This window comes from Pseudomonas sp. PDM10, from assembly GCF_014852295.1.
Taxonomy (GTDB): domain Bacteria; phylum Pseudomonadota; class Gammaproteobacteria; order Pseudomonadales; family Pseudomonadaceae; genus Aquipseudomonas.
Genome location: NZ_JACVBJ010000002.1, coordinates 626,960 through 652,642 on the forward strand (window position 1 = coordinate 626,960; position 25,683 = coordinate 652,642).

General features: G+C 57.7%; 35 protein-coding genes, 2 tRNA genes and 1 pseudogene. 13 read left to right on the plus strand and 25 right to left on the minus strand.

All coding sequences use genetic code 11. The annotated features are described in order from the left end of the window. Positions 1-21 precede the first annotated feature (21 nt). The 3 genes from nrdD to IB252_RS09405 all read left to right on the plus strand — a co-directional run bounded on the left by nrdD (position 22) and on the right by IB252_RS09405 (position 2,594). A complete protein-coding gene (gene nrdD, locus IB252_RS30345) occupies positions 22-189 on the plus strand; it encodes an anaerobic ribonucleoside-triphosphate reductase (RefSeq protein WP_192408298.1) in 168 nt (55 codons plus the stop codon). Continuing rightward, positions 186-881, plus strand: a complete 696-nt coding sequence (locus IB252_RS09400) for an anaerobic ribonucleoside-triphosphate reductase activating protein (RefSeq protein WP_192408299.1) — start codon at positions 186-188, stop codon at positions 879-881. The genes nrdD and IB252_RS09400 overlap by 4 nt, the downstream gene beginning before the upstream one ends. Before the next feature lie 93 nt (positions 882-974). Next, positions 975-2,594 carry a methyl-accepting chemotaxis protein gene (locus IB252_RS09405; protein WP_192408300.1) on the plus strand — a complete coding sequence of 540 codons (1,620 nt, stop codon included), beginning with the start codon at positions 975-977 and terminating at the stop codon, positions 2,592-2,594. Positions 2,595-2,623: 29 nt separating this feature from the next. Here the strand turns inward: IB252_RS09405 and IB252_RS09410 are convergent, their stop codons facing one another. The 5 genes from IB252_RS09410 to IB252_RS09430 all read right to left on the minus strand — a co-directional run bounded on the left by IB252_RS09410 (position 2,624) and on the right by IB252_RS09430 (position 6,172). Then, on the minus strand, positions 2,624-4,003 hold the full coding sequence (locus IB252_RS09410; RefSeq protein WP_192408301.1) for a 4Fe-4S binding protein: 1,380 nt from the start codon (positions 4,001-4,003) through the stop codon (positions 2,624-2,626). Then, positions 3,991-4,845, minus strand: coding sequence for an FTR1 family iron permease (locus tag IB252_RS09415; protein ID WP_192408302.1), 855 nt, complete (start codon positions 4,843-4,845; stop codon positions 3,991-3,993). Before IB252_RS09415 ends, IB252_RS09410 begins: the two co-directional genes overlap by 13 nt. Before the next feature lie 22 nt (positions 4,846-4,867). Next, the gene (locus IB252_RS09420) at positions 4,868-5,200 is read right to left on the minus strand and encodes a cupredoxin domain-containing protein (protein WP_192408303.1); all 333 of its coding nucleotides are present in this window, start codon (positions 5,198-5,200) and stop codon (positions 4,868-4,870) included. Then, positions 5,201-5,731, minus strand: coding sequence for an iron transporter (locus tag IB252_RS09425; RefSeq protein ID WP_192408304.1), 531 nt, complete (start codon positions 5,729-5,731; stop codon positions 5,201-5,203). Between the two features lie 93 nt (positions 5,732-5,824). Further along, the gene (locus IB252_RS09430; RefSeq protein WP_111450184.1) at positions 5,825-6,172 is read right to left on the minus strand and encodes a hypothetical protein; all 348 of its coding nucleotides are present in this window, start codon (positions 6,170-6,172) and stop codon (positions 5,825-5,827) included. Between the two features lie 172 nt (positions 6,173-6,344). Between IB252_RS09430 and IB252_RS09435 the strand changes: the two genes are divergently transcribed. The 3 genes from IB252_RS09435 to IB252_RS09445 all read left to right on the plus strand — a co-directional run bounded on the left by IB252_RS09435 (position 6,345) and on the right by IB252_RS09445 (position 7,125). Continuing rightward, a complete protein-coding gene (locus tag IB252_RS09435; protein ID WP_111450183.1) occupies positions 6,345-6,566 on the plus strand; it encodes a DUF3079 domain-containing protein in 222 nt (73 codons plus the stop codon). Positions 6,567-6,769: 203 nt separating this feature from the next. Next, positions 6,770-6,843 (plus strand) — tRNA-Cys (locus IB252_RS09440). A 195-nt stretch (positions 6,844-7,038) separates the two neighbouring features. Further along, a tRNA-Leu gene (locus IB252_RS09445) sits at positions 7,039-7,125 on the plus strand. Positions 7,126-7,207: 82 nt separating this feature from the next. Here IB252_RS09445 and IB252_RS09450 read toward each other — a convergent pair. From IB252_RS09450 to IB252_RS09465, 4 genes are read right to left on the minus strand one after another with little or no spacing between them, the layout of a single operon-like run. Beyond that, positions 7,208-8,239 carry a tyrosine-type recombinase/integrase gene (locus IB252_RS09450; protein WP_192408305.1) on the minus strand — a complete coding sequence of 344 codons (1,032 nt, stop codon included), beginning with the start codon at positions 8,237-8,239 and terminating at the stop codon, positions 7,208-7,210. 1 nt (position 8,240) lies between these two features. After that, entirely contained in the window at positions 8,241-8,447 is a 207-nt protein-coding gene (locus IB252_RS09455; RefSeq protein WP_192408306.1) for a DUF4224 domain-containing protein, read from the minus strand. 39 nt (positions 8,448-8,486) lie between these two features. Continuing rightward, positions 8,487-9,212 (minus strand): hypothetical protein, encoded by a 726-nt coding sequence (locus tag IB252_RS09460; protein ID WP_192408307.1) that lies wholly within the window; start codon positions 9,210-9,212, stop codon positions 8,487-8,489. Then, positions 9,209-9,454, minus strand: a complete 246-nt coding sequence (locus IB252_RS09465; RefSeq protein WP_192408308.1) for a hypothetical protein — start codon at positions 9,452-9,454, stop codon at positions 9,209-9,211. Before IB252_RS09465 ends, IB252_RS09460 begins: the two co-directional genes overlap by 4 nt. Positions 9,455-9,677: 223 nt before the next feature. On the opposite strand from IB252_RS09465, the gene IB252_RS30420 reads away from it, so the two are divergent. Further along, positions 9,678-9,845, plus strand: a complete 168-nt coding sequence (locus IB252_RS30420; RefSeq protein ID WP_318652724.1) for an excalibur calcium-binding domain-containing protein — start codon at positions 9,678-9,680, stop codon at positions 9,843-9,845. Positions 9,846-9,879: 34 nt separating this feature from the next. On the opposite strand, the gene IB252_RS09475 is transcribed toward IB252_RS30420, so the two are convergent. Then, on the minus strand, positions 9,880-10,212 hold the full coding sequence (locus IB252_RS09475) for a hypothetical protein (protein ID WP_192408310.1): 333 nt from the start codon (positions 10,210-10,212) through the stop codon (positions 9,880-9,882). 52 nt (positions 10,213-10,264) lie between these two features. Next, complete coding sequence (locus IB252_RS09480) at positions 10,265-10,588, minus strand: hypothetical protein (RefSeq protein WP_192408311.1); 324 nt, start codon at positions 10,586-10,588, stop codon at positions 10,265-10,267. 83 nt (positions 10,589-10,671) lie between these two features. On the opposite strand from IB252_RS09480, the gene IB252_RS09485 reads away from it, so the two are divergent. Beyond that, positions 10,672-10,908, plus strand: a complete 237-nt coding sequence (locus IB252_RS09485) for a hypothetical protein (RefSeq protein ID WP_192408312.1) — start codon at positions 10,672-10,674, stop codon at positions 10,906-10,908. A 126-nt stretch (positions 10,909-11,034) separates the two neighbouring features. Further along, positions 11,035-11,424 carry a hypothetical protein gene (locus IB252_RS09490; protein WP_192408313.1) on the plus strand — a complete coding sequence of 130 codons (390 nt, stop codon included), beginning with the start codon at positions 11,035-11,037 and terminating at the stop codon, positions 11,422-11,424. Position 11,425: 1 nt separating this feature from the next. Here IB252_RS09490 and IB252_RS09495 read toward each other — a convergent pair whose 3' ends face one another. Beyond that, positions 11,426-12,022: a hypothetical protein gene (locus IB252_RS09495; RefSeq protein WP_192408314.1), complete on the minus strand. Its 597-nt coding sequence runs from the start codon at positions 12,020-12,022 to the stop codon at positions 11,426-11,428. A 90-nt stretch (positions 12,023-12,112) separates the two neighbouring features. Here IB252_RS09495 and IB252_RS09500 point away from each other — a divergent pair, with 90 nt between their 5' ends. Further along, a complete protein-coding gene (locus IB252_RS09500; protein ID WP_192408315.1) occupies positions 12,113-12,346 on the plus strand; it encodes a hypothetical protein in 234 nt (77 codons plus the stop codon). A 15-nt stretch (positions 12,347-12,361) separates the two neighbouring features. On the opposite strand, the gene IB252_RS09505 is transcribed toward IB252_RS09500, so the two are convergent. Beyond that, positions 12,362-13,231, minus strand: coding sequence for a hypothetical protein (locus tag IB252_RS09505; protein WP_192408316.1), 870 nt, complete (start codon positions 13,229-13,231; stop codon positions 12,362-12,364). A gap of 98 nt (positions 13,232-13,329) precedes the next feature. Between IB252_RS09505 and IB252_RS09510 the strand changes: the two genes are divergently transcribed. Then, the gene (locus tag IB252_RS09510; protein WP_192408317.1) at positions 13,330-13,575 is read left to right on the plus strand and encodes a hypothetical protein; all 246 of its coding nucleotides are present in this window, start codon (positions 13,330-13,332) and stop codon (positions 13,573-13,575) included. Positions 13,576-13,652: 77 nt separating this feature from the next. On the opposite strand, the gene IB252_RS30425 is transcribed toward IB252_RS09510, so the two are convergent. Continuing rightward, positions 13,653-13,883, minus strand: coding sequence for a hypothetical protein (locus IB252_RS30425; protein WP_318652717.1), 231 nt, complete (start codon positions 13,881-13,883; stop codon positions 13,653-13,655). Between the two features lie 84 nt (positions 13,884-13,967). Between IB252_RS30425 and IB252_RS09520 the strand changes: the two genes are divergently transcribed. Further along, positions 13,968-14,222, plus strand: a complete 255-nt coding sequence (locus tag IB252_RS09520) for a hypothetical protein (protein ID WP_111450139.1) — start codon at positions 13,968-13,970, stop codon at positions 14,220-14,222. 101 nt (positions 14,223-14,323) lie between these two features. On the opposite strand, the gene IB252_RS09525 is transcribed toward IB252_RS09520, so the two are convergent. The 8 genes from IB252_RS09525 to IB252_RS09560 form a co-directional block, all read right to left on the minus strand. Beyond that, entirely contained in the window at positions 14,324-14,497 is a 174-nt protein-coding gene (locus tag IB252_RS09525) for a hypothetical protein (RefSeq protein ID WP_192408318.1), read from the minus strand. 110 nt (positions 14,498-14,607) lie between these two features. Continuing rightward, positions 14,608-15,516, minus strand: a complete 909-nt coding sequence (locus tag IB252_RS09530; RefSeq protein ID WP_192408319.1) for an amino acid ABC transporter substrate-binding protein — start codon at positions 15,514-15,516, stop codon at positions 14,608-14,610. A 48-nt stretch (positions 15,517-15,564) separates the two neighbouring features. Next, positions 15,565-16,905 carry a putrescine-ornithine antiporter gene (gene potE / locus IB252_RS09535; protein WP_111450137.1) on the minus strand — a complete coding sequence of 447 codons (1,341 nt, stop codon included), beginning with the start codon at positions 16,903-16,905 and terminating at the stop codon, positions 15,565-15,567. A 78-nt stretch (positions 16,906-16,983) separates the two neighbouring features. Then, entirely contained in the window at positions 16,984-19,284 is a 2,301-nt protein-coding gene (locus IB252_RS09540) for an Orn/Lys/Arg decarboxylase N-terminal domain-containing protein (RefSeq protein ID WP_192408320.1), read from the minus strand. A gap of 34 nt (positions 19,285-19,318) precedes the next feature. Further along, a complete protein-coding gene (gene speF / locus IB252_RS09545) occupies positions 19,319-21,502 on the minus strand; it encodes an ornithine decarboxylase SpeF (RefSeq protein ID WP_192408321.1) in 2,184 nt (727 codons plus the stop codon). A 549-nt stretch (positions 21,503-22,051) separates the two neighbouring features. Beyond that, complete coding sequence (locus IB252_RS09550; protein ID WP_192408322.1) at positions 22,052-22,768, minus strand: SOS response-associated peptidase family protein; 717 nt, start codon at positions 22,766-22,768, stop codon at positions 22,052-22,054. Positions 22,769-22,869: 101 nt separating this feature from the next. Then, complete coding sequence (locus tag IB252_RS09555) at positions 22,870-23,601, minus strand: hypothetical protein (RefSeq protein WP_225607356.1); 732 nt, start codon at positions 23,599-23,601, stop codon at positions 22,870-22,872. Positions 23,602-23,886: 285 nt separating this feature from the next. Beyond that, positions 23,887-24,096, minus strand: coding sequence for a hypothetical protein (locus IB252_RS09560; RefSeq protein WP_192408324.1), 210 nt, complete (start codon positions 24,094-24,096; stop codon positions 23,887-23,889). Positions 24,097-24,261: 165 nt separating this feature from the next. Between IB252_RS09560 and IB252_RS09565 the strand changes: the two are divergent. Beyond that, positions 24,262-24,483 (plus strand): annotated as a pseudogene (locus tag IB252_RS09565) (TetR/AcrR family transcriptional regulator); the annotation flags it as partial. Here IB252_RS09565 and IB252_RS09570 read toward each other — a convergent pair. From IB252_RS09570 to IB252_RS09580, 3 genes are all read right to left on the minus strand, one after another. Next, complete coding sequence (locus IB252_RS09570) at positions 24,480-24,764, minus strand: hypothetical protein (protein ID WP_111450132.1); 285 nt, start codon at positions 24,762-24,764, stop codon at positions 24,480-24,482. The pseudogene IB252_RS09565 and the gene IB252_RS09570 overlap by 4 nt on opposite strands. Before the next feature lie 312 nt (positions 24,765-25,076). After that, positions 25,077-25,307, minus strand: a complete 231-nt coding sequence (locus IB252_RS09575; RefSeq protein ID WP_007946177.1) for a hypothetical protein — start codon at positions 25,305-25,307, stop codon at positions 25,077-25,079. Positions 25,308-25,434: 127 nt separating this feature from the next. Beyond that, positions 25,435-25,656 carry a hypothetical protein gene (locus IB252_RS09580; protein WP_033053080.1) on the minus strand — a complete coding sequence of 74 codons (222 nt, stop codon included), beginning with the start codon at positions 25,654-25,656 and terminating at the stop codon, positions 25,435-25,437. Between the last annotated feature and the right edge of the window lie 27 nt (positions 25,657-25,683).

Below are 25,683 nucleotides of genomic sequence, written 5' to 3' on the forward strand. Positions count from 1 at the left end.
TCAACCGCAAGGAGCTTCACCATGACTGCATCGCAAACACTGCCCCAGGCTCAACGTCAACGCTGCGAAGTCTGGACCCGGGTAATGGGTTATCACCGCCCTGTGTCGGCGTTCAATCCGGGTAAACAATCGGAACACCGCGAGCGGGTGCACTTCACTGAATGCGCGGCACTGGCCGGGCGCCAATGAGTCGAACGCTTCGGGTCGGGGGTATGGTGCCCCTGACCACTATCGACTATCCGGGACAGCTCGCCTGCGTGCTGTTTTGCCAGGGTTGCGCCTGGCGTTGTCGTTACTGCCATAACCCGCAGTTGATCCCGCCTCGTGGCACAGACGAGATGGATTGGCGGCGGGTGTTGGCGTTTCTGCAACGGCGTCAGGACCTGCTCGATGCGGTGGTGTTCAGCGGTGGTGAGCCGACCTTGCAGGACGGTTTGCTCGGCGCCATGGATGAGGTGCGGGCGATGGGGTTTCGCGTCGGTTTGCACAGCGCCGGGATCAAGCCTGCTGCATTTGCCAAGGCGCTGACCGGGGCCGATTGGGTCGGTTTCGATGTCAAGGCGTTGCCGGAGGATTGCCAGGCGATCACTCGGGTCGAAGGCAGCGGAACCGCTAACTGGCGCAGCCTTGAGCATCTGCTGGCCAGCGGTGTCGACTACGAATGTCGCACCACCGTGCATTGGCATCTGTTCGAGCCGGCGCGTCTGCTGATCCTCGCCAAGCGCTTGAGCGAACTCGGCGTCAAGCGCTTCGCCGTGCAGCTGGTTCGCACCGAGCGGATGTTCGATCCGCTGCTGCCGAGTGTTTCGGCACAGGCCTTGCTTCCTGACTTATGGGAAGCCATGCGCGAGTTGTTTCCAGCCTTTGTATTACGGGGGTAACCGAGGCTGAGGTTTAACGTTTAACAGGGACATCCACCATTAGGTTTTCAAATGCGCTGCCAATTGGCAGGTATCAAACGGGGAGCATTTGATATGGCCAAATTAAGTACGGCACAACGTATCGTCATCGGTTTTGCAATCGCGCCGCTGGCATTGATGGGCATGGCGTTTTACGCGTTGCACGATCTGGCAACGCTCAAGGAGCAGGCGGTAGTAATCGTCAAGCAGGACTGGCCGAAGATCGATCCGATCATGGTCATTGCCACCGGTGTGCGCGATAACGCCAGGAACACCCGGGATTTACTGATCGATAAAGACAATCAGCAAGTGCAGCAGTCAATCGACGCCACCAAGAAACGGATCACCCAGGCACTGGAAACACTTGAGCCGTTGTTCTATTTGCCAGAGGGCAAAAGCGCTTATGCCGCGTTGAAAAAGAATCGCGAAGCCTACGTTGCCGCGTTCACTCAAGTGCAGGTGTTGATCCGGCAAGGGGCCTTCGATGACGCCATGGCACAGCTGAAGCAAAAGGTTGTGCCGGCCGAACGCGAGGTTTATGGCAGCCTGGATCAGTTGATGGCGCTGCAAGGCAAAATATTCGCCGACCGGGAGCAGTCGGCGCAGGCACTGTACAGCGATGCCCGGCGCAATATGCTCGGGTTGTTTTTGTTCTGTGTGGCGCTGGTCATTGCCGCCGCCGTGATCGTCACGCGCAGTGTGACCCGGCCATTGGGCGGCGAGCCGGATGATGCCGCACGGTTTTTGAGTCAGATCGCTCAGGGCGACCTGACGATTCAGGTGCCCGTGAGCTCAAGTGCCGGTGGCAGCGTGATGATGAACATGCACCAGATGCAGCAAAGTCTGAATGCCATGGTCAAGCACATCGCGACTTCGGTGGACCAGGTGGCCAGTTCCTCCGAAGAGCTGAGTGCGGTCAGCAGCCAGACCAGCAGCAACCTGCAATTGCAGGGGCTGGAGATCGAGCAGGCAGCCACCGCAGTGAACCAGATGACCGCGGCGGTCGATGAAGTAGCGCGCAATGCGGTGAGCACCTCCGAGGCCTCGCGGCAGTCCGAGCAAACCGCGCAGCGCGGGCGTGAACAGGTTCAGGAAACCGTGGTTTCAATCGGCGCACTGGCCGATGGCGTCATCGACACCTCACAGCGCATCGAGCAACTGGCGGGCCGGGTGCAGGACATCAGCAAGGTGCTGGACGTGATTCGCAGCATCGCCGAGCAGACCAATCTGCTGGCCCTCAATGCGGCCATTGAAGCGGCCCGTGCCGGGGACGCCGGACGCGGTTTTGCCGTGGTCGCCGATGAAGTGCGCGCCTTGGCGCATCGCACTCAAGAGTCCACGCAGGAGATCGAGCAGATGATTGGCAACATTCGTCTCGATACCGGCCATGCAGTGACGGCCATGCAAAGCAGCAGCAACCTGGTTCGAGCCACCCTGGAAGTGGCGCAACGCTCGGGGGATGCATTGGACGAAATCACCCGATCAATCTCGCAGATCAACGAGCGCAACATGATGATTGCCAGCGCCACGGAAGAGCAGGCATTGGTGGCGCGGGAGGTGGATCGCAATCTGATGGGCATTCGCAACTTGTCCGAGCAGGTCTTGCTGGGTGCCCAACATACTCACACTGCGGGCCACGATTTGGCGCAGATGGCCGGGGCGCTGCACCAGACAGTGGCGCGTTTTAAGGTCTAGTTGATCCGGTGGGTGGTTGTGTCGGGGGCTCAGTTCCAGCCCCAGAATTGCAACCACCAGCCGAACCCCACCAAGCTGATGGCGAGTAACAGGCAAGTGCTGCCAGCGCAGCGGCGAACCCGGGAAATGCCTTCGCGATCCAGCCGTTTCCATCCCAGCAACAGGCTCCAGCCCATCGCGGCCAGTAACAAACAGGCCCTGACCGGTTGTACCCACTCCAGCAACAGCCCTTCATAGCGCAGCAATTTCACCGTTGTGGCCGATAGCCCGAGAAACAACCCCGCACCACCCAAGGGCGTGAGTGTCAGCGCCAGGGGCCAATACAGTGCAGGATCTTGCGCCAGTCGCGCCGTCAGTCGCAGAAGAATCATCAGCGCCGTGCCCAACACCATCGAACTCAAACCCAGATAAACGACGATGCTGAAACCGTCGAGCCAGCTGAAGCTGTCGTTGAGCTGCGGGTAATGGGTGAGCAACCACCAGGGTGCGTTGTCCTGCAGGGCCCAGAGTTGGTCGTGCTCGATTAGCCATTGGGCGAGGGTTTGTTTGAGGGCGACGAACCATGGGCTGACCGTCCACTGAAACGCGCCCATGGCCAGGCCGATCACGCCGAACAGCAATAAGCGCGCGTCCCACGGTGACAGCGTCTGCGCCGTTGCGTGAAGAACCTCTTGGTTGCTGGAGCGAGCGATCAGCTGAACAGCGCCGCGTTGTCCGCTGCAGCGTCCGCAGGCATGACAGTCACTGGCGCCTTGCATGCGACGGATATCGAGCAAGGGTGCGCAGTTGGGAGGCGGCAGGCGCGGCGCGGTGTTGTCCATCCAGCGTTGTTCGTCGACCTGAAAATGCACGGGAGCCAGGCGAGCGAGCAGGGCGAAGACGCCGCTGACCGGGCACAGGTAACGGCACCAGACGCGTTTGCCCCGGGCGAACAGCAACCCGACGACGACCGCGGCGACGGTCGAGCCACCCAGAATCAACAACGCCGCCTGGGCGTAGTCGTAGACGCTGATCAATTGGCCGTAGAGGGTCGTCAGGCAGAACGCCAGGGTTGGCCAGCCGCCCCAGCGCAGCCAGCGCGGCACACCCAAGCCTTTGCCGTAATGGCTGGCCCATTCGCTGAGTGAGCCTTCCGGACAGAGAACGCCACACCAGAGTCGTCCGAACAGCACGATCGACAGCAGCACGAACGGCCACCAGATCCCCCAAAACAAAAACTGCGCGAACAGGGTCAGGTTATCGAGCATCCGTGCCTGGCTGTCCGGCAGCGGCAACACCGCCGGTACCACCAACAGCAACGCGTAGAACAGTACAACGGCCCATTGCACGGCACGAATGACACGTGCATGGCGACGCATGCCGTTACCCAGGTGTTGGAGTAAACGATTGTGGCGACTCAGCTCAGGCATGGGACTTTTTCCGCAGCGCGTTGACGCAGCCAACCGCCGACGGCCAGCCAATAACCGGCTAGCACCAGTAACGTCATGCCGCTGGGCGTCGCGCGATAACCGGCAAAACCGGCAAGGAAACCACCCAGTCCATGGCTGTCGCTGAGCACGGCACTGCTGTCCCAAAGCGCGTCGCCAACGAGGCTGTACATTGCTTCCGGCAAATCCATGGCAAGTAATTGACCGCCGATTCGCTCGGTGCCGCTGACCAGCAATGCCGCGCCGAGCAACAGCAAAACAGCTTCGCTGATGGCAAAGAATCGCTGCCACGAAATGAACCGGCGACTGCTGTGCAGCAAGGCAATGGTCAGCGCCGACAGCACCAGCCCCATGGCGCCGCCGATGGCAAACGAACCGAGCTGCGGACCTCGTAACTGAGCGCCAGCGCCATAGAGAAAGACCACCGTTTCACTGCCTTCGCGGCTGACGGCGAGCATGGCCAGGAGTAACAGGCCTGCGCCACCTTGCCGGGCCAGGTGGCTATCGGCGTGTCGTTGCAAATCGTGCTTGAACGTGCGCCCGTGGTGGTGCATCCAGCCGACCATTTGCACGATCAGCAGGCTTGCCACCAGCGCGAGTGCGGCCTGGAACCATTCACTGGCCGAGCCGCTCATGGCCTCACCGGCAAACAGAATCAACACCGCCAGCAGGCCCGAGAGCATCAACCCCAGCACGACGCCTGCCCACAAGTACTTCGCCAATCGATCTCCCTGAAGCTGCTGGCTGACCCAGGCCTGGAGAATGCCGATCACCAGCAGAGCCTCAACGCTTTCGCGCCAGACAATGAACATTGATTGATTCATGAAAACTCCGTGTTTGAACGGGTTATTTCGCGAGGATGCCGCCCTCGGGCAGTTGCGGATTGAACTCGTCGAAGAAGGGGTAGTGGCCGGGCCTGAGGGGGTGAATGACCACGAAGCTTGTTACGCCCGGAGACAGTACTTTTTCAACCCGCAATGGCGTGCTCTCGAATTCGGCTGGGCCTTGGCCGATATTTTTCAGGATGATCTTGAAACGCTGACCGGCCGGAACCTCCAGCAAGGCAGGGGAGAAGTGGCCATCGCGCAGGCTCAGTTCATAGCTCGGTAATTCGGCATAGGCTGTGAACGGCGCAACTGCTCCGGCAAGCATCAGCCAGGCAATCTGCAGGCGCTTCATTCAATAGCCGCCTTTTTTACCGATACCGGCGTAGATGAACTCGTAGTGCAATTCGCAGCGTTCAAACCAGGGGGCTACGCCGGTTTCCTTATCGGTATGGCGGCCAAGGGAACCATGACCGCCGGGCGGCAGGACGGTGAAGGTCAGCTGGTATTTGCCGGGACCGAGCAGCTTTACATTGTCGCCATAGTGCGGGCCGTCATTGGCGACCATGGCGTGGAAATCGCCTTTGAGTTCGTTCTCGCTGCCCTGTTTTTTCAGGTTGAACGAGACATTGAGGTAAGGCACGAAACTGCCTTCCTGAAAGCCCAGTCGATTGTCCGCCGTGGCACGAATGTCGGCTTCCAGATGCACATCGGAATCCGCGGTGGCCCGCATCATTCCGGCAGGTGCCATCTCGATCGGCTGCAAATACACCGCCCCGACTTCCAGCCCCGGACACAGTTGAGGTTCCCCGATCGGGTATTCCTTGGCCTGGGCCAACGGAGTGAGCAAGAGCAGGGCGAGTGACAGCGAAAAGGTCGTACGCATGATGTCTTCCTGGGCACTAACGAGTAAGAACCCGAGTGTAGGAAGCTTTCCTGCGAATAATAATGATTGTTATCAAGTTTTCAGCGATTAAGCCTATGACTGGGAGCGCTTTCTAAACCGCTCGGCGCGGTCGACGCAGTCGTTCATCTGCGCAGCGGCGTGAATTGTCAGAGGATGCTGGGTGAAACCGGGCCGGGGTGAAATGTAGGCGGCCATTTCGCGGGCGATGGTTAACTGTTGATCCGAACCTTGCGTCAGTAACGCAATGACCAGGTTTTCCAGGGCAATTACGCGGACACGAAGGTGGACCAGTTCTGCATTGGTCAATTCGGGTGGAGAGGAAAATGCTTCTGCATCGAGTGATATTTGCGCGCCCTCATCATCCCAGGTCGACAATCGAACAGGGCTTTGTTCTCCGGCAGGTGTTTTTTTACCAGGCATAAGAAGCATCTCCAAGTGTTTTTATATGGCTGCCCAAGGGCCGGAAAAACGCTATGACGTAACCGATTTCCCGGCAGGGCAAAGCTTAGCCGTACCTTGATCCGTATCAAGGTCACCTTTGCGCGAGGGATGTAGGTTGGAGGCACATCCTAGCGACAAACCGGGGATCGACATGGCCAAGAATTTTCCCATCAGCCCCAAGCATCCCGAGCGCATTTGCTGGGGCTGCGACAGATACTGTCCAGCCAACTCCCTGGCGTGCGGCAATGGCTCCGACAGGACAATGCATCCGGCCGAAATGATCGGAGACGATTGGTATCTGCATGGCGACTGGGGCATTGAACCGTTGATCGCGGTAGAAGACGTGACAGACGAACCCGGCCTAAAGGGCTGAGCACCCCCTTTAAACATAGAAACCACCTGACGGAATTTTTTTTGAAATCAAGGGGTTGCCAGCCTCGGGAAATCAGTACATAATTCACGCCATCGAAAGCACTGACCGCTGAAAAAGCTCAATGTTTTCAAGGAGTTAGATCACGAATCTTACTCCAAGTTTGTACGCGTTTGATGTTGTGCTACATGACATCAGATGTTTGAGGCCGAGTAGCAAAATGGTTATGCAGTGGATTGCAAATCCACCTACGCCGGTTCGATTCCGACCTCGGCCTCCACTTTAAACGAGCTCCGTAGATCTATGATTTACGGAGCTTTTTTATTTGCACTGTCCTGCAAGATTTAGTCTTGAAAAGGCCAGTCGCAAACTTGCTTCACCGGAGCGGGATGTATATATTTCCCCCTCTGCTGCACAGGCGTCAGAACTGCCAGATCGTTATTTGACCGTCTTCAGACTGCTTCACCGCGCTACCGCCCGAATGGCGAAACTGGTAGACGCATGGGACTTAAAATCCCCCGCTCGTAAGGGCGTGCCGGTTCGATTCCGGCTTCGGGCACCATCTAAAATCAAGGGTTTGCGGGCGAAAGCTGATGCAAACCCTTGTTTGTTTCTGGTCCGCTATTTTAGAGTTGGTCCGCAATTCACTTAGTTGGTGAGACTTTCTTGCCCTTGCGGTTGCGGATGTACTGCTCCGTCATAACAACGGTGGTATGCCCAAGTTGATCCTTGGCCTGCATGATGTCGCCACTGGATTCTGCTTTGTCTGTACCGGCCTTTGCGCGCAAATCACGCAATTGGAACTCCGGCTTGGATACTCCCGCGGCCTCCCTGGCCATGTCAAAACGCCTGCGCAACATCGCCACCGTCATCGGTGCGCCATCTTCTGACACGATCAGCCGCGTCGAGCGGACCTTGTGCCCGGACTTTCGGGACATGATTCGATCAATTAAAACCTTGAGTTCACCGGTAACCTCGATTCGCCGTTTGGCCTTTGTTTTTCCCTGAAGCACCCAAATTTGGCCGTCGCGGACATCCCGTTCGTCCATCAGTCGAGTGTCGGTCACTCGCTGTCCGGTCAAATAGGCAAGGTCCATGGCGTCTTGAAGGCCGATATCGGCTTTGTCGTGAACGCGCTTGAACAGTTCATCCTCGACGTATGTGTCCCGCCCAGTCTCTTTATTGCCCTTGATTCCAGCGCAGGGGTTGGCCAGAGACGTGTAGCCCTTGTCCCTGGCGTAGTTCCAAATTGCGCTGAGCAGTGCCTTTTCACGATTCGCCCTGACCGGAGCCGCCTTCCGCCAGGTGAGGTACTGCCTTACATGAAGCGGCTCGATCGTTTCCAGTGGCGCCGGCGGATCATCGAAGAACGCAATCAGGTTCTTCATTTCCCGTTTGTTGTCTAACTGGGTGGCTTTGCCTTTGGTGGGGACGATGTCGACCATGTACTTTTCGGCGACGTAACGGAAGGTGATCACCTTGGCGCCCAAGTCGGTCGCGGTCCGATCGCGCTCAAACTTTGCGTACTCCATGATCGCCAAGCCATAGTCGCTGCCCAGCGGAATCTCTTTGCGGTCCTTTCCGCCAGTGTCGTAGTAGTAGAAAACCCGGCCGCTGGCTTTCTTTCGTTCTCGCAGCCGGGCTATAGAACCGGGTTTACTTGGTCGTCTTCCCATTTCAGCTTGCCTTGCGTGATTTCCATGCGGGTTTTTCTGGTTCGAACATGCCGACGGCGGTTACGGCCATCACAGTCACGCTTGGCCAACCATTCATCTTGATGGTGTGCCTGACTCCGTTCTTCTTGAGGTTGAGGATCTGTCCTGCTTTGGTCCGCGCGCCGGTCAGTTCGCAAACCTCTTCATGCGATAAAAATTGAATGCTCATGAGCTGTCCATGCCGCGCGTGGCGGCAGAAGGTGGTGGATTAGATGGCCATCTCGGTCTGGGTTTCTCGTTGCCAGATCGGCGAACTGTTGTGTGATTCGATGCGGTCGGCGATGACGTTGGCGCGCTGGCCGGCGGTGGGCGGGGCATACATGCCGAATCGGCTGATGCTCCCGCCGTTCACCGCCGCGTTCGTAGAGTCAGCCGAGGCGAAGGGCAGGTGCTGGAAGATCGCTGGGTCGAGCATTCGCAGGCCGTGAAGTCTGCAAGCTGGGCGGCCTTGATCGTCGCAGATGGCGTCCATCGCTGAACTGATCCGCTTCCACCATGCTGGCGTTCCCGGACTTGCCCACTGACCGGAACTGCCAATGGCCACCGTCGACCAATCAGCAGCCAGGCGGGCAAGGCGCTCAAGCGATTCATGCAGATGCCAAACCGGCACGCCGCGCAACTCCGCCGGCCATGCCGCCAGAAGCGCGTCGTTCGCCGCTTCGTCCCCGTCGATGACGTCGGGGATTAGAGCCCAGTCGAAACCTGGGTGACGGTGCCACTGCTCAACCCAGCGGGTGTATCCGTCGACGTCCAGGGTTCCCCCTTTCTTCCAGACCGAAAACGCGCCATTGTCGAAAACGAATGACTGGCAGACATCAACGACAATACCCATGTCGTCCTGGCGCGGAAACGGTACCAGCGCATGCCGCCCGGCGAGGAACCGGGCACCATCTTGCCGGGTGCCGCCGATCGGTGTGCCGTGATAAGCGATCATCCGCTGAGCCTTACTGTTTCGATTTCGACGCCCTGGTGAGTGGCGATAATGGTTTGATCACCGCCGATGTCCTCGGCCAGGCGGTCGGCGATCTGTTCGTGCCAGCCTTTTTTGATGACCGCGGTTGCGGCCTTTATGCGCTCGATGCGGATCATCGCTGGCGCTCTAACTTCCAGCCGATAGATGATCAATTCACCGTCCGAAGGGCAGACGGCTGCGAAGGTGTGTCGGTAAATATTCACGCGCTGTCCTCGCCCGCCGTTCACCGGCAGGCTGTATGTGGATTAATGGGATACGCTGGAAAGCAGGCGGCGTGAGAATGCAAACGATCTCTCATCACGGATGAATCAAATGAAACTGATTTGGTTAGTGCTTGTTGTTGGTCTGTTGGCTTGGAAGCTTTCCCCTGACGTACAGTCATGGACTGAGGCGAGGCTATCGAATCAACAGGTAACCTCCCAAGTCATGACTGCGCAGAAGCCCGTTGCGGCTCGATTCAAATGTGATGGTCGCAAGCGCTGTTCGCAGATGACCTCATGCGCAGAAGCCAAAAACTTTCTGCTGAATTGCCCGGGAATGGAAATGGACGGAGACGACGACGGGATACCGTGTGAGACGCAGTGGTGTCGATGACCGTTCACCGGCAGGCTGGTAGGTGGAAGAGGGGTTAGGGAAGAGCGCTGCCGATTTTGGCTGCTGCGACGGTGATAGCTCGGCGGGCCGCACCGCCCCGTCCGGACTCTTCGGTCCAGCCGATGTTCTCGCCAAAGCCTCGACGCTCGACCATCACGTACTGCAGTGTGTTGAACCAGCTGATGCTGAGTTGAAGGCTTGTCGCCAGGCGCATCGCATCGCCGTCATTGGTCAGTGGTGACCAGACGATATCGAGGCCTGTGTTTTTATCGACGATCCACATTCCACCGGAAGGGCAGTGACGGTTTTCTTCAAGCTCAAGGCCTACCGCTTTCGCAGCAAGGTCCAACAGTTCGCAGTCATTCATCACCGTGGCCCCGAGTAGATGAGCCAGGCCATGTAGGCGAGGGCGGGGAGGATCATGGCGTCACCCTGCGTGCCCACCAGCAGACCGGGCCGTCGTCAGTATCGTTGATGGACAGGCAGAACCATTCTTCGCCGCCTGGCCGCTCAGGCTCCCAGTAGCTGCAGTCCGGGTCACCGGATTCGAAATACTGATCCGCGACGGCTTCATCGGCGTTTTCAAGGCTGACGCGAAGGACGCTCAGGCCTTGGTCGGCAACCCACTGCTTGCTCTTCTGTTCATCGCCCTCGTCAAACGATGGCAGTTCTGGGTGCCAAAACATGCCGTTCTCATCGCGCACAACAGGGACTGGCTGGATCAGTTTGATTTCTTCAGGCATGACTGTTCCTTTGCCGCTATAGCGGCTATCAAATTCATATAGGGGAGAGGTATCGTTGCCACCACATAAGAGGGAGGTGCGATGTGGTCGTACACGGAGTTGAATACCAGTTCTGGCGTGCTTCGAGCGTTGTCGAAGGTCACGATGGGCTGGCGCTGGAATGCTGGCGAGGTGATAAGGGGCCGGTATTTGAGATTTTTCGGAACGATGCAACGTTGCGTTTCGAGGTGACTTTGTTCGAGCAGGACGTTCCGCTTGAATTGCTTGAGTACGCCATCCCCGACGCCCGTGAGCAGTTAGGCGATTTTGATCCGCTATAGCGGCTGACTTTGAAGGGGGAGGGAAATAACCGCTGGTTGCTGATTTAGGATCCGCTCTAATCAGCCGATATCAGGAGTTCAGATAGTGTTGGCAGCTCGTTCAATTGATTGGGAGGCAGGAGGAGTATGGATCCTGAGAATAGCGTCCTCGTTTTCCTCAGCCGTTTTCGGTACCTAATACTGGTCCTGTTGGTCGCCGCTTCTCTAACAAACGCTATTGTGCGTTTCTTAGGGGATTGGGGTCATTTCTGGGAGGCGCTGGCGCTACAGGCATGGTTCGGTCAGGCCGTATTTTCTTACCTTCGGGGCGGCTGGGTAGCTATTGGCCCTGGTGGTCTATCAAAGAATGCGAACCCGATAGGTAGGGCTGCTTTAGCTGCAACTGCGTTCGCCATTTACGTGCTGCTGTTCACCTACGATGGGTATAAGCGCGACGACTCGATCTATGAAAGACGGGCCTCGGACTGGACCATGCCTACGCGTGAAGAGATCGGTCGGTCGACTGATCAGAAGTGATTTACGTTTTCTCCTTCGGCGCATAGGTCAGCGTGCCGTTGAGGATCGCTTCCTTGATGGCGTTGAATTCCCAGGCGTAGTACTGCGATTCGACGTAGACCCGCATTCCATCGCGGTAGTCGTGCTTCTTGCGTTTGATGAAGGCCTCGGCGGCAGCGTGGGTGAAGTGCGCATTGACGTATTCCCAGCGATCGTCCCAGCCAGTGACACTGTGTTCGGGTAGCTCGCCGAGCACGTACCACTGATCGTCTTCGCCAGCTTTCATGAACTGGCATTCCGACCAGGCCTGCATCTTTTTATTGAGCTGGCTTTTCTCGTAGCTGGACAGACCGTCCCAGTACTCCTTGACCGAGTAGGCTACCGACTCGCCGCTGTCCCAATACACCAGGCGCTTGTCGGTGTAATCCATGTCCAGGCCGGAGACGATGCGGCGGGCCTCAACAATGAAGATGGCATCAGCAGTGCAATGATCGTGGACCCGATTGCCCTTGCAGTCATAGCGCAAGCGCTGGACGAAGTCGGCCCAAGTCGCGGCGTCGAGGTAATGGCCGGTCGCCAAGCTCGGTGCTGGCTCAGCGGTATTGTTTTCTGTGGGCATGGGGTTGTCCTATGCCGGGTCATGCCCGGGCGGTGGAAGGTGGTAAGGGATCGGCTACAGTTGAATGGTCATTCACAAGGAGGATGCAAAATGACCTGCTTAATTTGCGACGCGGATGCTGAAACTGTTCAGCCTATTGGCGACTTTCATGAAAGAAACTGTGCGGATGGTTGTGGTCGTTATCGAGTGGCTGACACTCTGTTTGTGACCATGAAAAACAAAGGCCAGAAGTTCGATGTGCAGAAAACACGGCAGTGGCTGGCTGTGAACCGAGTTGCCGATCCCGTTCCAAAAATCACGACATCAACAGCTATCTACACCTGAATATGCGGCGGCTGTTCAATCGCCGCAGAAACAGTCGATGTCTTCGGCGAGATAATCGAAATCGAAGTCGGTCTGCCGGGATCGTTGCTCGGCGGACCAGCCCATCGTGTTGTAGTCAGCTCGATCCTGCCTGAACACTTGGCCGAATCGCTCTTCAGTGCCTGACCACCAGATAACCCGCGACGGGTCTTCCATGATGGTCTTGATCAGCTTGCCTTCGTTCTTCTTCCAGCACAGGTCGCAGTTGCCGAAGTCGGAATCCATGCCGAGGTCGAAGGGCTGGGCCGCCCAGAAGGCGCCGACGTTCTCCTTGGTGACACCAGCCGTGTAGGAAGGGCAGAGGTTGTCCCAGCGCGTGCCACCTCGATCATTGGCGGCCATCATGCGGTGGTAGCGCTTCGGTTCGTCGTAGCGAATGCCAACGACGCAATCCCATTCGGTGTAGCCCAGGGCGCGCATGTGCTTCTCGCCGATCTTCACCTTCAGATAAGCCGTGCACATGTTGTTCGAGAAGTTCGGCAGCACCGGCGGCAGCTTCTTCTCTGCTTTCCGGTACGCAGCGTAATATTCGAGCATCATGGTGAAGGGCTCGCCGTTGCGGCTGGCCGTTTCGAAGTCCACCAGCTTGTACCACGGTGCATCGTCAGGCTGACCGTACACACGGCACCATTCCATCCAGACGATGTTCACGCTCCAGCGCTTGGCGATCTGATCGATGAAGACCAGCGTCTCTTCGCGCTCCTTTCCGGTGTTTTGAAAGAACAAGTGCATATCCGGCGGCAGGGCGCCGCCGTGAGCTTCGAGGATCTTGTACACCATGTGCCCGCTCGTGCGACCACCACTGATGCCGATCTGGGCCGGGCCCGTGATCAGGTAGGGATTCATAACTGCTCCAGACAGCCGATTGCCTCGCCGGCTGGCGTGATTCGTTGAAGTGGGGTATTTGTGTTCGGCCCGGCATGGAGCCGGATGAAGGAGCTGTGATGTTTGCGCGAATCGTTGTGGGTGTTTTGATTGGCCTTGCTGCTGGCCTATTCCTGAGTGGGAAATTTTCCCTTGAGGAGAAGACGTTACAAATCATCCAGGGCTTTATTGGCATTGTGGCGATAGGCTTCATCGCCGCTTCGTTCATGTTTGGTGCAGTATTCGGGGTTATGGCAGTCGCTGAGATTGCTGTTGGTTACTTCGCTTACACCAAGCTATTTCAAGGCAGTGCTGCCAAGCCATGAGTGAAAAGGGTCAGGCCGCAAGGCGCTGGTAAAGCTCGATGATGTCGGCGGCGTTGGCACTGACCAGCGCCTCGGCCTCATCGGGGCAGCCGGTTCGATTCCGGCTTCGGCACCATGAATATCAAGGGCTTACGCTTAACGGCGTAGGCCTTTTTCGTTTCTGAGTGGTTTTTGTCCGGGTTGTTCTTTGTGTGCCACTCGACGGCTGCTGACCAATGGTTTGCTGCCCAGAGTACTTGCAGGCCGGCATCAACCCCGCCTCGGGTCCATCCGCCAAACCTGGAAAACAAATCGATTGCTGTGAACATAAGTGATCCTCGCCGGCTGGCGTGATTCGTTGAAGTGGGGTATTTGTGTTCGGCCCGGCATGGAGCCGGATCAAGGAGATCGAAATGGTGTTAGTGGATAGGCCGTACCCAGTTGTCTATGAGCATCGAGGCGTTAAAGCGAAGATTGATTTCGAATGGGATAGCGACAGTGATTCTGTGCCAACAGGACTTAGAATCGCTGTAGAGAACAAAGAAAGCCGGGTTGAAGCAATCCGTGAAAATGCCAAGTACAACAGCTTCAATGAGGCGTTAGCTCGCGGTAAAGCATTGGCGAGGCTAGACATCGATTTGACTCTTGGGCCTGATCTTTCGGCTTGAAAACAGTACTCAACGCAATAGGTGAGGGCGGGGCAAGCGGCTGCTGTCGATTCCGGCGAGGGCGAGTAGTCCAGCCACGAAAGTTTGGTGGGCGACTTCCGCTACAAGTCGTTTTGCGGCAGCTTGATCTTCGCCCTGATAATGACATCGCGACACCGCCCAAGCTTACGGATGCGGTCCGCGTAATCAGCCGCGTACTGGAGGGAGTCGAACATGCTGCTGAGTTGGGCGACACCGAAGTGTTCATTCATTCCGAAAACTGCCAATGTGCTCATGGCTATCTCCAGGCAGACGCGATTCATGGTGATTGCAGTCGAAGTTCGTGGTGTCTGGATGAGAGCCATATGAAAAAGGCCGCCCGCAGGCGGCCTATTGCTGACGATTGTCACTGGGGCAATGCATAAATCCTGAACAGTTTTTTCACGGTATCGTCAGTACCGCCCAGGTACTGGTCGTATCCCTTTTCTATGGCGCCGGAGGAATAGGCTTCGCTCAGGGCCGTATCAACCAGCAAGCGGAAGTCTTCGTCGTTGCGATCCACCATCATCGCCACCGGCGAGTACTCGAAAATGCGGTCCAGGACCATCAGGTTCCTGGCCGCGCCCTCCTTCGTGATTTCGTTGCGCAGCAGCATGCGTTCTGAGAAAAAGGCATCGGCCTTGCCCTCGGCGACCAGTTTGACGCCCTCGTCGTTGTTGGCCACGGTCACCAGCGAGGCGATTACGTTGAGCAGGCGCATCCGTTCGCGAATCCAGTCTTCAGTCACTCCTCCCTCAAGGGTCGCGTAGGTTTGGTTGGCCAGACCATTGTTGATGCTGGCACGCCAGGTCGGACCGGTGTAAGCGACCTGGCCGTTGAGCACATTGAGCAAAGGCGCGGCAGCATCCTTGCGCACCACGACCGAGAGGCCAGCGGTATAGATCGGTATGGAGTAACTGATCATCTTGCGCCGCTCCAGGGTTGGCGGAGTCGGCGTGCAGAGGATATCGACCTTGCCCTGGCTCACAGCACTGACCTGGTCCGAAACCTGTACCGGCTGATAGCGCACTTTCAGGTCGGGCAGACCCAACTCGCTCTTGAGCTTGTCGGCGATTTTCAGGCACAGGTCGATGGCATAACCGCTGGCCTTGTCGCCTTCGTGCTTGCTGAAGGGCGCCAGGTCCGGCATGTAACCCAGCGTAAAGGTGTGGCTGCTGCGCACGCGTTCAAGGGTGTTGGCGCCGGCCATTAGCGGCAGCGTCGAGAGAGCGAGGGCAAGCAGCAGTCTGGTGGTTGTGGCAAATGGTACGTTCATGTCCGGTTTCCCCGTATGCAGTTGTCTGTGCAGTCCTGTTGGCAGCGCCTAAGGGTTTACGGCCCTGGCCTGGTTGGTGGCTGGCGCTTCGGTGAAGCGCTTGGCGAGGAATCCATAAAGCAGGTAGCCGACCGCGAGTACCAGGGTGCCGCCCATGACTGCGTCCTTGCCGCAGGCATACAGGGCGTACAAGCAGTACGTGACTGCAATCAACAAAACCACCACGTTACGCGTGTGAATGGCTGATGAGACTCCTGCCTTGTGCATGATCACCAGCAGGCCCGTCAGCGCAGTGATATAGGGGATCAGGTTGGTGACCGCTGCCAGGCTGACCAGCTTGCTGAACTGGGCGGCGGCATCGGGCGAGATGGTCGAAAGAGCCATGAGGGTCTGCAGCACGCCGCAGACGATCATGCCAACGACAGGCGCATTCATGGAGTTGACCTTGCTGAACAGCTTCAGAAACAAATTCTGGTCAGCCGTCATCTTGGCAGTTTGCGCCAGGGTAAATTGCCAACCCAGCAGCGAGCCGACACAGGCCATGACCGCCAGGGCCATGACGATATTGCCCACCATCGGGCTGAACATCGTGGCGTAGACCAGCGCAAAAGGCGCCGAGGATTTGGCCAGTTCATCGTTGGGAATGATGCCCTGGATGACGGTGGTCGACAGCACATAAACCACCGCGGCTCCGAGGGTACCGAACAGGCAGGCCAGCGGTACGTTGCGCTTGGGGTCTTCCACGGCATCGGTGGCCTGGGCCGCGGACTCCATGCCCAGGAATGCCCACAGGGTCAGGGGTATGGCTTTGCTGACGGCTTCGGAAATCGCCAGATTGTTGGGATTCCAGGCGGCGGCCAGCACATCCGGCTTGAACCAGAACCAGCCGATGATGCTCAGGCCGGCTACCGGAATGATCACGCCCCACACCGTGAAAGCGCCAATCTTGCCGGTGATGCCAGGGCCACCGAAGTTGGCGAAGGTGGTCAGCCAGATCAGCCCGATCGTGCCGACGCATAACGGAATGGCACCCGTGCCGAGCCAGGGCACGAAGGCCGTCATGTAGCCCACCGCCGAGATGGCCACGGCCACGTTGGCGATGGCCAGGGACAGGAAGTACAGGTACGAACACAGGAAAAAGCCGGACTTTGAATGGGCTTCCTCGGTGTAGGCGGACAAGCCGCCTGAACGCGAACAAAAGACGCCGCACTGGGAAAAACAGTAGGCGATGGCCATCGAACCGATTGCAGTGAAAATCCATGACAGCAGCGACACGGCCCCCAACTGAGCCATATTAGTGGGCAACATGATGATTCCCGAGCCCATCATGTTGACTGTTACCAGCGTCGTGAGCCCCATCAGGCCCATTTTTTTGCTTGAATCAGCCATCGCAAACTCCTTGCCTTGTGCGAAGTTTTGAACCTGGGTTCGGCAACGTGCAGCACGCGGCCGGACAGGGGCTAATGCTTACTGCTTGACTACGTAAACCTTGTAGGTCGGGCGCCCCTGGCTATCGCGTTCGATCTCGACGCCATGGTTGTCATGTTCAAAACCGGGAAACCGGCCATCGAAAGCCTCCATCGCCAGCAAGTAGTCGACGATCGCTTTTTTGTCATTGCCCGCTTTTTCACCAGGCATCATCAGCGGAATACCCGGCGGATAAGGAACGATCTGCACGGCAACGGTGCGATCGACCATATCGCGTACGGCAATCTGCTCGATTTCACCTTTGACCAGGCTGGCAAAAGTCGCCCTTGGCGAGGACACCGGGTCGGGCAGCAAGGTGTAGGCGGCATCCATGTTGTGCAGCATTTTCGTGGCCAGCATGTCCTGGTGCATCTCTTCGGCCAGGTCCTTGAGGCCCATGCTGCTGTAGTGCTCACCATGGCTGTCGACCAGATCAGGCATCACCTGTTCAAGGGGAGAGTTGCCATCGTAGTGTTTCTTGAACTCCATCAGCCCAGCCACCAGCGAACCCCATTTGCCCTTGGTCACCCCCAGACTGAACAGCAGCAGGATTGAGTAGGGTTCGGTTTTCTCGACCACGATGCCGCGACTGGAAAGGAAGGACGACACCAGCGGAGCCGGGATGCCGCTGTCCTCCATCTGCCCTTCAAGGGTTTGCCCTGGCGTGAGTACGGTGACCTTGATCGGGTCGAGCATGCAGTAATCGCTGCCCAGGTCGCCGAAACCGTGCCAGGTCGCCGTCGGCCTGAGCACCCAGGCGTCGCCGTGATGCAACACCTGCGGGTCGAGGTCAGCAAAAGGCACGCCGTCGATCTGGTCCGGTTGCCACACGCCGAACCACCAGTCCTTGGCGTTGCGTTGCTGTATTTCGTTGCTCAGACGCACCATGGCCTGGCGAAAGGCAATGGCTTCATCAATGGATTCATCGGTCAGGTAACCACCGGCATCGTTCATCATTTTCGCCGAGACATCGGTCGACGCGATGATGCTGTATTGCGGTGAAGTCGAGGTGTGCATCATGAAGGCTTCGTTGAACAGCGCCGGCTTGACCGGCACCTTGCCCGAGCGGATATGGATCATCGAGGCCTGGGACAGTGCCGCCAACAGCTTGTGGGTGGAGTGGGTGACGGTCACCGTGGCGTCGTCGGCATGCCGTTCGCCGCGATGCATGCCATAGCGCCCCTCGTACAACGGATTGAAACGGGCATAGGCATACCAGGCTTCGTCATAGTGAATGCGGTCGACGCTCTGGCTCAGTTCGCGGGTGGTGGTCTGCACGTTGTAGCAGAGACCGTCGTAGGTCGAGTTGGTCAGTACCGCCAGCACCGGCCTGGCAGTCTTGTCGGTTGCCAGTGGGCTGTCAGCGAGTTTCTGTGCGACGGCCGCAGGCGTCAGCTCGCTAAGCGGCACCGGTCCGATCAAACCACGCGCATTGCGCCGGGGACGCAAGTACAGCGGCACCGCACCGGACATGTTCAAGGCATAGTTCAATGACTTGTGACAGTTGCGGTCGACCAGAACAGCGTCACCATCGGTCACTGCCGAATGCAGGACAATCTCGTTGCTCGCGGAGCTGCCGCCCACGGAAAAGAAGGTGAAGTCAGCGCCAAACACCCGTGCGGCATATTTTTCCGCTTCATTAATCGGGCCGGAATGGTCATTGAGCGAGCCCAGTTCGCCGACCGAAACACTCAGGTCCGAGCGAAGCATCTGCTCGCCGTAGAAGTCGAGGAAAGTACGACCCACTGCAGTTTTCATGAAGGCGGTACCGCCGGTGTGGCCCGGGGTATGCCAGGAGTACTCATGGGTGCCGGCGAAGTTCACCAGAGCGCCGAAGAACGGCGGGAGAATACTGTCGAGGTAACGCCGGGCGGCGGCTTCGACCCGTCCAGCGATGAACTCCGGACTGTCTTCGGGCAGCCAGATAAAGCCGTCGATGTTCTCCACGAAAGCCAGCGGCACCTGGCTACGATGTGCCTGGCTCATGCCGAGCATGATCGGCAACTGTGCCGTGCGGCGACGGATCAGCTGGATCAACTTCAGCGCCTGGTCCTGATTGTTTTCGCAAAGTCCCCAGCCAATGATCGCGCAGCAGTAGGCGGAGTTGGCACTGACGGCGATGTCTGCCTCCTCCAGCGACCCGACCAGTTCCACCTCCATCTCATGCTCACGCAAGACTGCAGCAATCGCCTGAGCGCTGCGCAGAATGATGCTGTCGTCATGTTCCTGGATGTTGGCCACGATCAGCACCGGAAAGCGCTGTGCCAAATCGTCTGGCAATCGGGTTTGCGAGTGACTCATGCGTATCTCCTTGAGCAATGTTGAGAATGCAACATCAGACCTTGAGCACGTACCCATAGGCGCGGGTACGACCGCCTTCCTGTTTCAGGTACACGCCTTGCAACTCCGGTGTGAAGCCGGGCAGGCGGTTGATGCCTTCTTCCAGCGCCAGGAAGTACTTGAGCACCGCGCCGCCCCATATCTCCCCGGGCACCACGCAGAGCACGCCGGGTGGATAAGGAAGCGCACCTTCGGCCGCAATGCGACCATCGGCGTCAGCCAGGGGCACAAGCTCGACATTGCCGCGGATGTACTCGATTTGCGCCTGCTGTGGATTCATGGCCTTTTTCGGGAAGTGTTCCTTGCGGAACATTTCCTTCTGCAACTGCTGCACGTTGTGGTGCCGATAGAGGTCGTGCATTTCCTGGCAGAGTTGGCGAATGGTGTAGTTGCGATAACGCTCCTCGTGCTGGTTGTAGATGGCCGGCAGCACCTGGCTCATGGGCGCGTCGTCATGTACGAAGCGTTCGAAACGCGCGATCTGTGCCGCCAGATGGCTCATCTTTGCCCAGTCTTCGGCCGGCGTGAGCAGGAACAGGATGGAGTTGAGGTCACACTTTTCCGGAACGATGCCGTTCTGGCGCAGGAAGTTGGCCAGGATGCCGGCATGAATACCGAAATCGGTATAGCTGCCATCCACTGGATCGATGCCCGGCGTGGTGAACAGCAACTTGCACGGGTCGATGAAGTACTGCTTCTCGGCATAGCCCGGGAAGGCATGCCAACGATCCTTCGGATGGAACTCAAAGAAACGGACGTCGCCGGCGATGGCGTCGGTCGGATGGTCCTGCCATGGACGCCCGTCGATAGAGTCCGGCACGAAGGGACGGACCATGGTGCAGGCTTCCAGGATCAGCTTGCGGGCATTGATGCCGAACTTCACGCAGTCGTCCCACAGGCGCAAGCCGCTGCGGCCTGAGTGAATACGCGCATTCACATCCAGCGAGGCGAACAAGGGGTAAAACGGGCTGGTGGATGCCTGGGCCATGAAAGCGTTGTTCAGCCGTGCGTGATTGCAATAACGCGGCTGGCCCTTGATGTGTCGGTCCTTCTTGTGAATTTGCGAGGCCTGGGAAAAACCGGCCTGCTGTTTATGCACCGATTGCGTGACGAAGATCCCCGGGGCGTTCTCGTCCAGATCGAGCAACATGGGCGAGCAGTCCTTCATCATCGGGATGAACTGTTCGTAACCGACCCACGCCGAATCGAACAGGATGTAGTCGCACAGTTTGCCGATGCGCTCTACCACCTGCCGGGCGTTATAGATCGTACCGTCATAGGTACCCAGTTGAATGATCGCCAGGCGAAAGGGTCGTGGAAGTTGAGCTTTGTCCGGCGCGACTTCGGTAATCAATTGGCGCAGGTAGTCTTCTTCGAAACAATGGGCGTCAATGCCGCCGATAAAACCGTAGGGATTGCGCGCGGTTTCGAGGTAGACCGGGGTAGCGCCGGCCTGCAGCAGCGCGCCCTGGTGATTGGATTTGTGATTGTTGCGGTCAAACAGCACCAGGTCGCCCGGGGTCAACAGGGCGTTGGTCACCACCTTGTTCGACGCCGAGGTGCCGTTGAGCACGAAGTAAGTCTTGTCGGCGTTGAACACTTTCGCGGCGTGTTTTTGCGCCAGCAGCGCCGGGCCTTCATGGATCAGCAAATCGCCGAGTTTGACGTCGGCGTTGCACATGTCGGCGCGAAACAAGGTCTCGCCGAAAAAGTCGAAGAACTGCCGGCCAGCCGGATGTTTGCGAAAGAACTGGCCGCCCTGGTGGCCCGGGCAGGCAAAGGTCGCGTTGGCTTGCTCGGTGTAGTGTTTGAGCGCATCGAAGAACGGCGGCAGCAGGGTTTCTTCGTAGGCTTTGGCTGCGGTCTCCAGTTGATTGCCGTAGTACTCGGCATTGTTGCTGGACAAGTCGAAGACACCGTTAACCTGCAAAATGACATCCTGCAGCTGCTTGTAGACCTCCAGGGAGCGATTGCTGCGTCCCTGAGATGCCACCAGGAAGATCGGGATATCGAAGCCGGTTCGCTTGATAAAATCCAGCGCCCCTGCTGCCAAATCATCTACCGAGAGTACGGCGACGGCGACATCGGTAAGGTCGGTCTGATCGAACGGGACGATTTCACGGGTCGTACGAAAGCAATTTCGAACTGCATCGCTGGCAGCGATTTTCAAAGCGTCCATAACCAGAATCTCTCGGTCTGTTTGACGTTGAAGTTCCTGGGACGACGATCTTCAAATGGCATCAGGTCCCGGAGTCAGTAGCGATTTGCCCTATTGGGTATAGTTCATTTTTATATTTTGTTGCTCATTAGTAGTTTTTTCGGGGGGGGGGGGGCTACTTGGGTCATGACGCAGTAACCGGACCATTTCTGCGAACAGGCCTTTGGGTGTTTGTCCGTGGTTATCGGAACTTCTATTTCGAGAGTGTTGATCGATAACAGAGCAGCGTGATTTCGACTCTGCCCCAAGTCCCAATCCGCGAGCATCTATTGGCAGACTTTGGGCTGAATTGCCCCGACTATTCCAGAGGCCATGACCGACAGCTTCGGGTCGAGGATGTGTAAAAACGTTTTGGAGCAGGTTTGGCATTCAGGACCGGAACGAAAATCGCTTTCCTACGAGAATTTCCTCTTCGGCAGCATCAGGCAGCGGCGCTTGAAGCGTTGGGCCACCATCGGAATGTAGTCATTCCAACGGGTACTGCATCTGGCAAGAGCCTGATCTTCAGGTCTATCGCCCGTTACCTTTCTCATCTCCGCTGGTAATTTCTCCAATGGGCTCGATCAGTTCGGGGTCTTGATTTCGAACATTGCCCACAGCTCGGTCCACCGGGTACCACTCAAACGCCTCGGTGGGCTCGCCCTGGAGCAGCACAATTTCCTCGGCGCGCTCCTTCGGCATGGCGGGGACCAGCCATTCGCGAGCGAGCTCGGGTGACAGCGTCACCGGGCGGCGGTCATGAATGTCCACCATACCGCCGGCGCTGTCTGCAGTGATGATAACGAAGCCGTCATGCTCGCTCGGTTCATGCTCGGCGACGGGGTACTGACCGATTGCGGCACACAGGATTGGCGTCCGGTCACGGTGGCGAATCAGGTAGGGCTGTTTCTTTGGTCCGCCGTCATAAACCCACTCAAACCAGTTGTCGATGGCGATGATCGCCCGGTGGGGCCAGATCGCTTTAAAGAATGGGCCATGGGCTACTTTCTCAACTCGAGCATTGATCGGTGCGACGCGATCTTTGGCCCAGTGTGGGCGCCAGCCCCAGCGAACCATGTCGGCCCGCAGAAACTGACCTTCTTGGTGAAAGAGGGCAAGTTGCGTCGTCGGTGCGGCGTTATAGTGCTCGAAAGGCTGGTCGCCGGCATAGTTGATCAGTGCGTTGGGAATGCTGAGCGCCGCGACGAAGTCGTGAATTCCCCGGTACTGTGAAAGGCGTCCGCACATGGTTGAACCCTCCGGCTGTACATTCAGGGTAGACCAGTGGCCGCCGCCTTCGTTACAAACCCTCTGCCAGCGCAAGTCGGGCAATCTTCACGTCTCACGTCTCACGGATCAGGCGCACAGCGCCAACCGCCCGCTGGAATGAATGTGCCGAGTGAAGACATGACGTCTTCATTGGCGAAAATATCCGGGGCAAACGGGTCCACCGATGCTGGCAGCAGGCATTGGCCCGTTTTGGCGGGGAGTGTTGAGCACTCGATTTTCCATGGGGTTTCCCCGGCGTGATGCCGGCCAAAAGACAGTTCGCAGGCGAACAGGGAAGCAGGGTTTATTGAGCTATCGGATTGGCTGAACGTTTCGCGCAAATGAATGCCCGGTGTCAGTGGTGTGGGACGGCTGGCGGCGAACAGAAAATAGTCCCCGGCCAATAACAGACAGCCCTGACGCGATGGCTCATCCATCGCTTGCAACCATTGGCCACGACAAGCGCCGAGGGAGTCGGGCAAGCGTTCCCATATTTCGTAGTAACTTTCGTCCAGAGCGGTTTCGATCAGGCACTCACTGGTTTCAAAGTGCATGCGACCAATGTCTTCAGCGCCACTAGCCGGCTGATAATCCATTTTGCGATGCCATTGGCAAATGTCGGCGTCTATCTGGGTTACCCCGGCAAAACCTTTCTGTTCACACAGCACCAGACGTTGAGAGTGGCTGAGTTCTTCGAACGCCAGATTTGGGAGCGGATTGGGGGGGATTCGCAGGTCGGCAAACAGTCGCGGTGTCTGTAGCCAATGCACGGCCGTTTCGCTGTCCGAAAGCCCTGAGCGGTGCTGGATCAAACGCCGCTTCCATACGCCAAGATAACATTGCGCAACCTGATGCATTGATACTCCCTGTGTGACGCGTCGCGTTTGGGCAGATAGGGCGGCAGATGCAGTCCCGGATGGGCATCGAACACCCGCCTGCCTTCCTCGGCCATGCGCGAGTGACGCCCCCTCTTGGTGGTCTCTCGCGGAGTGCCAGGTCGATTCCGGCGTAAGGAATGCTATTAAATCAAGGGTTTGCGAGCTATAGCTGATGCAAACCCTTGTTTGTTACTGGCTTGCTGTTTTAGCCAGTGGCAGTTATTGACCCGGCCCGCCAGCCCTTGGATTAGCGCCGCGTCGATCTTCACCAGAAGGGCTGCCGGTATCGACAAGCCTTCTCTCGAGCAAGACATTTTGCAGGGCCTGGCGGGCTACCGGATCGAGCTGATGCTGTCTTTCTTTGAGTTCAAGCAAGATAGGGCTGGACCAAGTGCGATAGGTTTTCTCAGCAATACGAATAGGTGTCATCGGTCTCCTCCTTGATCAAGGCCCGCCAACGCAGCCGGCGCCATTTCAATTCGATAGAACCCTAGTCGAGAAATCTGCTTGCCGCCAAGCTGCTTCGATTTCATCCCTTATTTGCCAGGTGCCCGTAGCAGCCGTGCGCCGAACACAGTCGGAAAAGTCCCGCGCCGGCCGACCTGGTCCGGGATGCAGGCGGACAAACAGCTCATGGCGTTGGAACTGCAGGAGAGTCGTATTGCGGGCGGGTTGTTGGCCGACGCGATGCTGCGGGTATTCCCCGACAGCGATGCGTTGCGGGTCGAGGCCTTCAAACGCATGTCGTTGCTGGAAATCATGGCGCCAGCGGCCGGATCGAGTGAACTCGATTCCGCCGCCGATGCTGTCAGCTAAACGAAAGGCTGACCGGTGAAACCACGAGGCAATCGTTGCCGTCCTTCCATGGCGGTGAGCCGTTCGACCCAGGCCGCGCGCCAGTCATTGGCGGTATGCGTAACTTTAGCTTTGCGTGCGGCGCGGCGTGCAGCGTTGCGCTGTTCTTTGCGCGCATCCTTGAACGCGTCGGTGTTGCGACAGCTTCTGCATTTCACCCGGGTCAGTTCGCTGGTTGAAACGAGTTTGCTGCCTTTGTGACCGCAGGCCAGATGCCCGCCGATTTTGAAGTGAGTGACCATAAGACGCCTCCTTCGTGACGTGTGATTGTTTGACCTCCAGCGTGCGGTGAACGTTCGTTGTCTGTGCAATGCGGACAAAAAAAGGCCCGCATGCGGGCGGGCCAGGGGGATTCTTCAAAGGAGTCCGGTCACTGTAGGGCGTGAGTTGTGAACACAGCGTGAAACAGGCTGCGCAGTAATAAAAAAAGCCCAGCGTCAGGCTGGGTTGGGGATGCCGCAGAAAGCGTTCACGCAAGGACGCACCCGGTGACGATAAGGTCGCCGTTCATGCGTCCTGAATCAGGCCGTGTCCTTGAGATTGTCCAGATCGAATCATCTGAACCGCGGCAGGGGCGGGTCGACAGGTTTGAGCGACGACAGCGTATTGCGAATCAGTGGCGTGTCCTTCTCGATGTCGTTCAGACGATCACGGATTCTGAGGGCCGTCGGGTGCCCACCTTGATGATCGACCCAGTCGGCAATTTCCTTGCATGCCGCTGCCAGGCGAGCCTGACGGGAGTCGAGCAGGGTGAGCAGTGTGGTGATGGACTCTTTTTCGGACATGGCAAACACCTCCGTTCAAGAAACCTTTGACTGGCAGCAAAAAGCCCGCGGGGAGCGAGCTGTCTGCCGATGGGGTCGCTAATCCTTCAGCCGTTCTTCAGTATAGACCCGTGAAAGGCAGGTAGCATCAGCCTTGTCGGGCCGTCACTTGCGACCTGGCATTCAGCTGCCGGCATTCACGCAGGGCGTCTTCTTCACGATCGAAACCGTCCCCGATGAAGCCGCGAGTACGAGTATCGGCGATGCGATACCAGACGGCGGCGTCAGGTGGTGGATGATCGGTTTCTCCGGCTCGGCGACCATGGATGATGATCTTGTTGCATCGCTTCACAACGAAAATGTCTTCCATGGCGTCACCGCAGCTAATTCAGGTTCA